Here is an 11006-nt window from a genome sequence, read left to right as displayed (position 1 = left end):
TTCTTATCTTGAAATAAAAAAGGAAGCAGAATCTGCGGACTCTGCTTCTCTTTTTTATTGTGATTTTTTTAGTGTCAAAACTGTTTCTTCGTCCGGCGTAACATAAACAGTCTGCTGATTGTCATAGATGACAAACCCCGGTTTTGCACCGCTTGGCTTTTTGACATGGCGCACCTGGGTATAGTCAACAGGCACCGAGCCGGAGCTGCGGGCCTTGCTGAAATAGGCAGCAAGCTTTGCGGCTTCAAGTATCGTTTCATCTGAAGGTGTTTTATCCCTGATGACGACATGAGAGCCGGGGATATCCTTTGTATGAAGCCAGATTTCATCTCTGGCAGCAAGCTTATTGGTCAGATAGTCATTTTGCTTGTTGTTCTTGCCGACATAAATTTCTGTACCGTCTGTTGCTGTATATCTGTCCAGGACTGGCTTCACATTGGCTGATTTTTTATTTTGCTTTTTCTGGCGGATGCGGATATAGCCGCCCTCTGCCAGCTCTTCTCTTATTTCCTCGATATCTTTAGTGGAAGCCGCTTCAACCTGCTGCAAAAGGGACTCAAAGTATGCGGCCTCTTCCTTTGCCTTTTCGATCTGCTCTTTAACAATGCCGGCGGCTGTTTTAGCTTTCTGATATTTGGTGAAATATTTCTGCGCATTCTCTGAAGGAGTTTTTTGCGGATCGAGCGGGATGACCATCGTCGCGCCGTTTTCATCATAATAGTTGATGACCTCGATTTCCTTCATGCCTTTTTCAGCCATATACAGATTAGCCGTGAGCAGTTCGCCGGACAGCTGGTACTGATCGGCATTCCTGGCTTCCTCCAGCGTTTTTTCAAGCTTCTCGATCTTTTTCTCGTTTTTCTCTTTCTCATTGATAATAAAGCGCTCAAGGTCATTTCCCTGCTGCTTGACCCGGTCCCTTTCGGCCTTCCCGAAATAAAACCGGTCCAGCATCCCGCTTAAGGTTTCGAAAGTCCGGCTGCTGCCTCCTGTATGCTCAAGAGGGAACAGGTAAAAATTCTCCTTCTGTCCTGCCGTAATGGCTGGAGTATACTCATGATTTTTAACTGGTCCCAGCAAATCCAAAAATGCCTTGGGAATTGTATGGCGGTTGCTCATTCCTGCACGTTTGACAGCTTCTTTCGCGAAAAGAGGCGAAATGCCCGCAAATTGTTCCACAAGCTGCTTATCCATTTTCCCGGCATTAAAATCAAGCCTTCTGAGTATATCCTCTTCCTCAAGCCCCAGCGGGTTGATTTTATTCTGTTCCGGCGGGTTTACATATTCCTGGCCGGGCAGGATGGCCCTGTGGCTGTTCAGGGCATATGATACATGCTTGATGCTGTCAAGGATCATATTGCGGCCTTTATCTACAAGTACGATGTTGCTGTGGCGCCCCATGATTTCCACAATCAGCTGTTTGTATGAGATATCGCCAATCTCATTCCTCCCTTTAACATCAAGGATGAGAATCCTGTCCAGGCCAACCTGGCGGATATCTTCCAGTATGTAGCCTTCCAGATGCTTCCGGAGGAGCATGCAGAACATAGGGGGCTCACTTGGGTTTTCGTACGCCTCATGGGTCAGCTGCGCCCGCGCATAGCTTGGATGGGCGGAAAGCAGCAGCTTGTGGTTTTTTCCATTCGCCCTGATGACGAGTACAATTTCGTTTTTGAACGGCTGGTGGATTTTATTGATCCGCCCGCCCTGCAATGTATCTGAGAGCTCATGTGCCATGGCTCTTGTAAACAATCCATCAAATGACATAAGGAACATCCTTTTCTTTTGTCCGGCTGGGGATGATCCCAATCCGGGTGAGTATTTTCAGCGGCTGTTATATGCAGCGCTTTTTTGTTTCTAATATCTTATTTTAGCAAAAATCCTGCAGGATTGCTCATTCTTCCCCTGGCTTCTGGCATTTTTTTGGACAGGTCTGAATAAGATTTCTTAGAGCGGAGTGGGACAGCTTTGTGCCAGAATCTGCCGCAGGGCTGGAAGACGGGGGAATTCATTCAGATCGAGCAGGATTTCTGTCATGGCCTGCTTCAAGGTGGCAGGCTCCCATAGAATTTTAAAGGAGGAAGAGTGATGGCCGGATGAAGTTCCATGAGATGAATGAAAGAGAAGTGGAAGAAGCATTAAATACGGATTTTTCGGCTGGGCTGACCGATGATGATGTGAAAAAACGGAGGAACCAGCATGGCTTCAATGAACTTTCAGAAGGGGAAAAGCAGTCGGCACTGCTGCTGTTTTTCAGCCAGTTCAAAGATTTTATGGTGCTGGTCCTGCTTGCGGCCACTCTTGTTTCAGGGCTGTTGGGAGAATATATTGATGCGATTGCCATCATTGCGATTGTCATCATTAATGGTTTGTTAGGCTTTTTCCAGGAAAGGAAAGCAGAGAAATCGCTCTCTGCTCTAAAGGAATTGTCCGCTCCGCAGGTACAGGTCCTCCGCAGCGGGAAGTGGGTCAGAGTTCCCTCCAAGGATGTAGTCCCAGGTGACCTGCTCAAGTTCTCGAGCGGAGACCGGATTGGTGCAGACATCAGGCTGATTGAATCCAAGAGCCTTGAAATTGAAGAGTCTGCTTTGACGGGTGAGTCGGTTCCTGTCCAAAAGACGACTGCATCTTTAAAAGCAGATAATCCGGGGCTTGGCGATATGGAGAATATGGCCTTTATGGGTACGATGATTACCAGGGGCAGCGGTGTTGGGGTCGTTGTCGCTACTGGCATGAAGACAGCTATGGGCCAGATAGCCGATCTGCTTCAGAATGCTGAAACGATGGAAACACCCCTTCAGCGCAGGCTTGAGCAGCTTGGTAAAATTCTGATTACGGCAGCTCTCCTTTTGACAGTTCTGGTCGTCCTGGTCGGCGTCATCCAGGGCCACGAACTGTACACGATGTTCCTCGCAGGCGTTTCCCTTGCAGTAGCAGCCATTCCAGAAGGGCTGCCAGCCATTGTAACGGTTGCCTTATCGCTCGGCGTCCAGCGGATGATCAAGAAAAAGGCCATCGTCAGGAAGCTCCCGGCTGTAGAAACGCTTGGATGCGCTTCTGTCATTTGTTCTGACAAAACCGGAACGATGACACAGAACCAAATGACGGTCACCCATCTCTGGAGCGGAGGGAAACAGTGGACGGTGGACGGCATCGGCTACGAGCCTTCCGGAACCTTTTATAGTGATGATAAGCGGGTGGATGTTAAAGCCCAGAAGTCACTCCAGCAGATGCTGATGTTCGGGCTGCTTTGCAACCATGCAGAGCTTACAGAGAAAAAAGGGGAATACAGCATTGATGGAGATCCCACAGAAGGAGCTCTCCTGGTAGCGGCTATGAAGGCTGGCTACAGGAGGGAAAGCCTGATGGACCAGTACCAGGTCCTCAATGAGTTTCCTTTTGATTCGGCCAGGAAAATGATGAGCATCATTGTCAAAGACAGAAACGGCAGGCAGTTCATTGTTACAAAGGGTGCACCGGATGTTTTGGCGGGAATCAGCGATTCTATTCTTTGGAACGACAAGCGCCAGATGATGACGGGGGAAATGAAAAAAGAGGTCCAGGAAGCGATTGATGGACTTGCTTCCCAGGCGCTGCGGACCATTGCCATCGGCTTCAGGGAGCTCCCGGCAAACCAGGTGGTCCTTGATGAGAAAGAAGCAGAGAAAAACCTTACGCTGATCGGGCTCCAGGGCATGATAGATCCTCCCCGCCCTGAAGTACGGACAGCGGTGAAGGAGTGCAGGGAAGCAGGCATTAAAACCGTGATGATTACGGGAGACCATGTTATCACTGCCAAGGCGATTGCCAAACAGCTTGGCATCCTGACAGGCAGCAGCAAGGTGCTTGACGGGAAAGCGCTCTCCGAGATGTCCGTTGGCCAGCTGGAGGATGTGGTTGATGAGGTTTCCGTCTTTGCAAGGGTGTCACCGGAGCATAAGCTTAAAATTGTCAAAGCCCTGCAAAACAAAGGACATATAGTTGCAATGACAGGCGACGGGGTCAATGACGCGCCTGCCATCAAAGCTGCTGACATTGGAGTGGCTATGGGCATTACAGGAACAGATGTGGCGAAGGAAGCTTCCGCTCTTGTTCTTCTGGACGATAACTTCGCCACGATCAAGGCAGCGATCAAAGAAGGACGGAATATCTATGAAAATATCCGCAAGTTCATCAGATATCTCCTTGCCTCCAACGTGGGTGAAATTCTAGTGATGCTCTTTGCAATGCTCCTTGCATTGCCGCTGCCGCTGGTTCCTATCCAGATTCTCTGGGTCAATCTGGTTACAGACGGGCTCCCGGCAATGGCTCTCGGACTTGATCAGCCGGAGGATGACGTGATGAAAAGGAAGCCGCGGAGTCCGAAGGAAGGCGTTTTTGCAAGAGGGCTCGGCTGGAAGGTGGTTTCCCGGGGCTTTTTGATCGGAATTGTAACACTGGCAGCATTCATGCTTGCATACAAGAATAATCCGGATCAGCTGGGATATGCCCAGACAGTGGCATTTGCTACCCTTGTCCTTGCCCAGCTCATCCATGTGTTTGATTGCCGGAGCGAAAAGTCAGTTCTGGCCAGGAATCCGTTCGGCAATAAATATCTTGTATGGGCCGTGATTTCTTCTCTTCTGCTGATGATTATCGTCATATACTATCCGCCGCTGCAGCCAATCTTCCACACGATGGCTATACAGCCTGGAGACTGGTTTATGATCACAGCACTTGCTTCCGTTCCAACTTTTTTGCTTGCCGGAACGTTTTTGTTAAGAAAAACAAAATAAATTATGGTATAATCCTAAAGGTAGTAGAGAAGCCTCTATTACCTTTTCTTTTGTCTTGAAACGCCGGCAAGCTTTGCTTGCTGCTCAGCATACATAAATCTTGAGCAAGATTTGAAAGCCTCATAGCAGCTCCAGCTTTTGGAGACAGGGAAGAAAGTTGCTGTCTGCCGGGAATGGCCCCGAAAAAAGAATGGATGTGATTTTGTGGTTTCAAGTATGACCGGCTACGGCCGGAGCAATAAAAGCACTGATGGCTTCTCGGTCAACATCGAACTGAAAACAGTGAACCACCGGTTTTCCGAGCACCAGCTCCGGATGCCAAGGCAGATGATCAGGCTTGAGGATAAAATAAAGAAGGTTCTGGCCTCCAGGATTAAGCGGGGCAGAGTCGAATTATTTGCCAGCATAGAAGGGGAAGGGGCCGTCAGCCGGAAAGTTAATGTTGACTGGGACCTCCTGGATGAATATTATCAATACATAATGCAAATCAAAGAAAGATATCATTTGAGCGATGGTCCGTCAATCACAGATCTGGTCAGCCGCGAGGATATGCTCTCCATCCAGGAAGAGGATGCAGCGGATGGAGAGCTTGAAGCGATTGTCATTGAGGCGGTCGAGGAAGCTGCAGAGCGGCTGGTTTCCATGCGGAAAGCTGAAGGAGCAGAGCTGGAAAAAGATATCCGGGTCCAGCTGGATAAGCTGCAGGCCTGCCTTGCGCAGCTTAAGAACCTTGCCCCGCTGGTTATCAAGCAATATGGCGACCGTCTTGAGAAGAAGATGACAGAGTTCCTTGGCGAGCAGATTGACCAAAACCGCATCCTGGCCGAGGTGGCTGTGTTCTCTGATAAAGCCGATATAAATGAGGAAATAACGAGGCTTGACAGCCATATCGGCCAGTTTGAAAGCACCCTTCTGCTGGAAGAGCCTGTCGGCAGGAAGCTTGACTTCCTTCTCCAGGAAATGAACAGGGAAGCCAACACGATTGGATCTAAGGCTAATGATTCCTCGATTGCCAGGGAAGTGGTTGAGATGAAAAGCCTTCTGGAAAAGATGAAAGAGCAGGTCCAGAATATAGAATAAACGTTTAAAAGACTTCAATAACGGCCAAAATAAGTAACTGACGATTGGAGGACCACCATGCCGATTAAACTGATTAATATCGGGTTTGGCAATATCGTGTCAGCAAACCGGATTATTTCGATCGTAAGCCCTGAATCAGCACCGATCAAAAGGATTATCCAGGATGCCCGGGACCGGGGCTCTCTTATAGATGCGACATATGGCAGGCGGACAAGGGCTGTCATTGTGATGGACAGCGACCATGTTATTTTGTCTGCTGTCCAGCCGGAGACGGTCGCCCACCGATTAAATGACCGTGATGAAATTATTGATGAAGGGTAGGATCTAATAAATGCAGGAAAAGGGTTTACTAATCGTTCTTTCTGGTCCTTCAGGGGTAGGTAAAGGAACTGTACGAAAACAGATTTTTTCACAGCCGGATACTTCTTTTGAGTATTCGATTTCAATGACTACCAGGCTTCCGCGTGATGGCGAGGTTCACGGAGTCGATTACTTTTTTTCAAAAAGGGAAGAGTTTGAAGAGCTGATCAAACAGGAAAAGCTCCTTGAATATGCCGAGTTCGTCGGCAACTATTATGGTACTCCTGTTGATTATGTAAGGGAGACACTGGATAAAGGAAGAGATGTATTCCTTGAGATCGAAGTCCAGGGCGCACGGCAGGTCCGTGAAAAATTCCCTGACGGCCTGTTCATTTTCCTTATGCCGCCAAGCCTTACAGAGCTGAAAAACCGGATAACGACAAGGGGAACTGAGACAGAGGATGTTATCAAGAATCGTCTGACTGCGGCCAAGGAAGAAATTGAAATGATGAATCTGTATGATTATGTAGTAGAGAATGACCAGGTGGAACTCGCAAGCGAAAGGATCAAATCCATTGTTGTGGCTGAACATTGCCGCAGGGAACGGGTCGAGCCGCGCTATAAAAAAATGCTGGAGGTTGAATGAACTTATGCTGTATCCTTCTATTGACTCTTTAATGACTAAAATTGACTCTAAATATTCCCTTGTATCTGTGGCGGCGAAACGTGCCCGCAAGCTTCAGATTGATGCGAAGCCTCAGCTGGACAAATATGTGTCACACAAAAATGTCGGCAAGGCGCTTGAAGAAATTCATGCCGACGAGCTTCACTACAGATTAGGAGAAGTTCCACAGGGTGAAGAGCTGGAATAAACGTTAAAATAACAACCTGGCATGCGGGGTTGTTATTTTTTTTGCTGCCTGAGCATGCTGGACCCGGCGCTTGATGCTTGTCGGCTCTGAGCAAGCCGCTTCCGCATTTCGATTTGTCCAGCTCCAGGCGCTAGCCCCTCGAGTCATAAGCCACTTCAGGATTGAAGGCAAAGAACGCCTTCTATCCTGAAGCGTCTTATGCTTGTCGGGGCTGAACAAGCGCCTTCCGCATTTCGGTATAAAATAGATGAAATATATGTTCGTTTGGAGCATAATGGAGTTTAGAATATTGGGTTTGGATGGGGGTTCGGTTTATGCTGAATGGAAAAAGGATTCTCTTGTGTGTTACAGGCGGGATTGCTGTTTACAAGGCGGCAGCGCTAACCAGCAAGCTGACTCAGGCCGGCGCGGAGGTTAAGGTCATGATGAGTGAGTCTGCAGTGAAATTCGTGGCGCCGCTGACCTTTCAGGCACTTTCCCGCCATGACGTTTATATAGATACTTTTGATGAAAAAGACTCCAGGGTGATTGCCCATATCGATTTGGCTGATTGGGCCGACCTTATTCTGGTTGCACCGGCGACTGCCAATGTGATCGGCAAGCTGGCCAATGGGATTGCGGATAATATGATCACAACAACGCTCCTGGCTGCGACTGCGCCTGTTTGGATTGCTCCGGCAATGAATGTGCATATGTATGACCACCCGGCAGTACAGAAAAATATCAAACTGCTTTATGAATACGGCTGCAGATTCATTGAACCTGGTGAAGGCTACCTGGCTTGCGGGTATGTTGGGAAAGGCCGTCTCGAGGAGCCGGAAATGATCGTCAGCAATATAGAAGGATTTTTCAGGAACAGCGGAAGCCTTGCAGGCAAAAAAGTCGTGGTGACAGCAGGACCGACAAGGGAAAAAATTGATCCTGTACGCTATATCACCAACCATTCTTCAGGAAAGATGGGCTATGCCATTGCAGAAGAAGCCTTGAAGGCAGGTGCTCTGGTTACGCTGATTTCAGGTCCGTCTTCGCTGGCGAAGCCTGCCGGAGCAGCTGTCATTGATGTCGAAAGTGCCGAAGAGATGTATCAGGCTGTTGATGGTGTATTTGATGGAGCTGATATTGTCATTAAAACGGCGGCAGTTTCTGACTACCGCCCTAAAGTGGTGCACGAAAGCAAGGTGAAGAAGCAGGATGGGGACCAGGTTCTTGAGCTTGAGCGGACCAAGGACATCCTGCTGGATCTTGGCCGCAGAAAAAAACAGCAGATCCTCATTGGATTTGCTGCTGAGACGGATCATGTAGAAGAATATGCCAGAAAGAAACTGGCCAAAAAGAATGCTGATATGATCGTTGCCAATAATGTAAAATCTGAAGGCGCAGGGTTCGGCACAGATACGAATATTATCACCATATACAAAAGAGATGGCGGAGCAATAGCGCTGCCGCTTATGAGCAAGCATGAGGCTGCTGCCAGGATCCTGCAAGAAGCCTCAGCTCTGCTAAAGGATGATAACCGATGAATATTGCGAGTGTCATAGTCGATGTGCCGGCCAAACAGACTGACAGGGCCTTTGATTATAAGATCCCTGACAGCCTTATCGGGGCAATCAAGCCGGGTATGCGTGTCATAGTACCTTTTGGACCGAGAAAAATACAGGGATTCGTCATCGGCTTAAAGGACAGCTCTGATTTCGGCAAGCTGAAGGAGCTCATTGAGCCGATGGACCTGACGCCTGTTCTGAACACGGAGCTTCTTTCTCTCGGCAATTGGCTGACCAGCCATACTCTCAGCTATAAAATATCCGCCTTCCAGGCGATGCTGCCTGCAGCGCTTAAGGCGAAATATACGAAAAAGATAAGGCCAGCCGGCGGCTTGGAAACAGCTTCTTTGCCGGAGGCTGTGCAGAGTGCTTTTGGAACCAGGGACGAGGTACTCTGGGAAGATGCTTCCAAAGCGGGGCTCCTGCCGCTTATGCAGAAAGAAGCGGATAAGGGGAACCTTGAGGTCATCTATGAAGTGAAGGAAAAGGTACGGAAGAAGAAGCTGAAGCATATTATCCCTGCTGCACCGGAAAAGCTGATCAGCTTCAAAGAGGATCTGCCAGTCCAGGCTTCCAGGCAGAAAGAGGTCATCGATTATTTTATTGTTAATAATGGACCTGTTGAATTGCGCGAGCTTCTCCCCGCCCTGGGTGTTTCCGCTTCCACCATCAAAGGGCTCGTTCAAAAGGGCATACTTGCTGAAAAAGAAATGGAAGTCTACCGGGATCCCTATGAAGACCGGAACTTTGAGGCAACATCTCCCCTTACACTGACCCCTGAGCAGGATGCGGCCATCAGGCCAATCCTTTCGTCCATTAATGAAACTGAGCACCATGTCTTCCTGCTGTACGGAGTCACTGGCAGCGGAAAAACCGAGGTTTACCTTCAATCCATTCAGCGCGTCCTTGAGCAGGGGCGGGAGGCGATTGTCCTTGTTCCCGAGATTTCCCTGACTCCGCAAATGGTGACCAGGTTTAAGGGCAGGTTCGGGAATCAGGTTGCCGTCCTCCACAGCGGGCTCTCTGCCGGCGAAAAATATGATGAGTGGAGAAAAATCCAGCGCAAGGAAGTGAAGGTTGTTGTCGGGGCAAGGTCTGCCGTTTTCGCCCCCTTCGAGAACCTTGGGATCATCATTATTGATGAAGAACATGAAAACAGCTATAAACAGGAAGAGAATCCCAGATATCATGCGAGGGATGCTGCGATTGAAAGGGCTCAGTACCACAGCTGCCCTGTTGTCCTCGGGAGTGCGACACCTTCGCTTGAGACCTTTGCAAGGGCCCAGAAGGGTGTCTATAAAAAGCTGGAGCTCACCAAAAGGATGAACAGCCAGCCTCTCCCAAAGGTGGAAATCGTGGACATGCGGGAAGAATTAAGGGAAGGGAACCGCTCCATGTTCTCCCGCCAGCTTCTTGAAAAATTAAAGGACAGGCTGGAGAAGAAAGAGCAGACGGTACTTTTCCTCAATAAAAGGGGACATTCCTCTTTTGTCATGTGCAGGGACTGCGGATATGTCGTCAATTGCCCTAATTGCGATATCTCCCTTACTTACCACCAATACAGCCAGCAGATGAAATGCCATTACTGCGGCCATGAAGATCATGTCCCCCCTGTATGTCCGGAATGCGGAAGCGAACATATCCGCTATTTCGGGACAGGCACGCAGAAAGTGGAAGAAGAGCTTGGAAAAATCCTGCCTGAAGCCAGGGTCGTCAGGATGGACGTTGATACAACGAGCCGAAAAGGCTCCCATGAAAGGCTGCTGAACGAATTCCAGGAGGGGCATGCTGATATCCTCCTTGGAACGCAGATGATAGCAAAGGGGCTTGACTTTCCGAATATTACACTTGTAGGTGTGCTTTCAGCAGATACAATGCTGCACCTCCCCGATTTCCGGGCGTCTGAAAAAACGTTCCAGCTTCTGACACAGGTGAGCGGAAGGGCTGGGCGTCATGAGCTGGAGGGAGAAGTGGTCATACAAACCTACACGCCTGAGCATTACAGCATCGAACTTGCCGGTGAGCAGGATTTCGAAAGCTTCTACCGGACAGAAATGATGGTGAGGAAGATGCATCAATATCCTCCCTTCTATTATATATCGCTCATCACTGTCAGCCATGAAGATTTAATGAAGGCAGTTTCGGTGACAGAAAAAATCACGCAGTTTGCTGCAGCAAGGCTGAGCCCGGAGGCTAACATCCTCGGCCCGGTGGCATCGCCGATTCCGCGGATCAATAATAGATATCGCTATCAATGTCTGATAAAATACAAACGGGAACCCGGATTGGAAAAAGTATTAAAATCGGTTCTCGACCATTATCAGCAGGAGATATCTGCAGGTTTGCAGATATCGGTTGATCTTAATCCCTATATTATGATGTAGACGGGGATTAATGGTTATGAGTTTCGGGGATTTTGTTGAAAATAGAGAAAAAGA

Annotated in this window: 8 protein-coding genes; 7 read left to right on the top strand and 1 reads right to left on the bottom strand. The window is 48.8% G+C overall.

Going from position 1 to position 11006, the window contains the following annotated elements:
• Nucleotides 1-54: 54 nt before the first annotated feature.
• Nucleotides 55-1767 carry an Rqc2 family fibronectin-binding protein gene (locus RBB45_RS11685; RefSeq protein WP_148950241.1) on the bottom strand — a complete coding sequence of 571 codons (1713 nt, stop codon included), beginning with the start codon at nucleotides 1765-1767 and terminating at the stop codon, nucleotides 55-57.
• A gap of 329 nt (nucleotides 1768-2096) precedes the next feature.
• On the opposite strand from RBB45_RS11685, the gene RBB45_RS11680 reads away from it, so the two are divergent.
• From RBB45_RS11680 to priA, 7 genes are all read left to right on the top strand, one after another.
• Nucleotides 2097-4775: a calcium-translocating P-type ATPase, SERCA-type gene (locus tag RBB45_RS11680; RefSeq protein ID WP_224950194.1), complete on the top strand. Its 2679-nt coding sequence runs from the start codon at nucleotides 2097-2099 to the stop codon at nucleotides 4773-4775.
• Between the two features lie 204 nt (nucleotides 4776-4979).
• Complete coding sequence (locus RBB45_RS11675; RefSeq protein WP_224950196.1) at nucleotides 4980-5855, top strand: YicC/YloC family endoribonuclease; 876 nt, start codon at nucleotides 4980-4982, stop codon at nucleotides 5853-5855.
• 57 nt (nucleotides 5856-5912) lie between these two features.
• Entirely contained in the window at nucleotides 5913-6176 is a 264-nt protein-coding gene (gene remA, locus RBB45_RS11670; RefSeq protein WP_009795972.1) for an extracellular matrix/biofilm regulator RemA, read from the top strand.
• A gap of 10 nt (nucleotides 6177-6186) precedes the next feature.
• Nucleotides 6187-6801 (top strand): guanylate kinase, encoded by a 615-nt coding sequence (gene gmk / locus RBB45_RS11665; RefSeq protein WP_009795971.1) that lies wholly within the window; start codon nucleotides 6187-6189, stop codon nucleotides 6799-6801.
• 4 nt (nucleotides 6802-6805) lie between these two features.
• Complete coding sequence (gene rpoZ / locus RBB45_RS11660; RefSeq protein ID WP_022543704.1) at nucleotides 6806-7027, top strand: DNA-directed RNA polymerase subunit omega; 222 nt, start codon at nucleotides 6806-6808, stop codon at nucleotides 7025-7027.
• A gap of 314 nt (nucleotides 7028-7341) precedes the next feature.
• Nucleotides 7342-8547 (top strand): bifunctional phosphopantothenoylcysteine decarboxylase/phosphopantothenate--cysteine ligase CoaBC, encoded by a 1206-nt coding sequence (gene coaBC / locus RBB45_RS11655; RefSeq protein WP_101550640.1) that lies wholly within the window; start codon nucleotides 7342-7344, stop codon nucleotides 8545-8547.
• A complete protein-coding gene (gene priA / locus RBB45_RS11650; protein WP_009795967.1) occupies nucleotides 8544-10952 on the top strand; it encodes a primosomal protein N' in 2409 nt (802 codons plus the stop codon). Before coaBC ends, priA begins: the two co-directional genes overlap by 4 nt.
• Nucleotides 10953-11006 lie beyond the last annotated feature (54 nt).

It is taken from the genome of Bacillus sp. MMSF_3328, from assembly GCF_030733525.1.
In the GTDB taxonomy this organism is placed as follows: Bacteria; Bacillota; Bacilli; order Bacillales; family Cytobacillaceae; genus Bacillus_AB; species Bacillus_AB infantis.
Note: the sequence above shows the minus strand (reverse complement) of the source record. Positions and strands in the feature narration are given on the sequence as shown.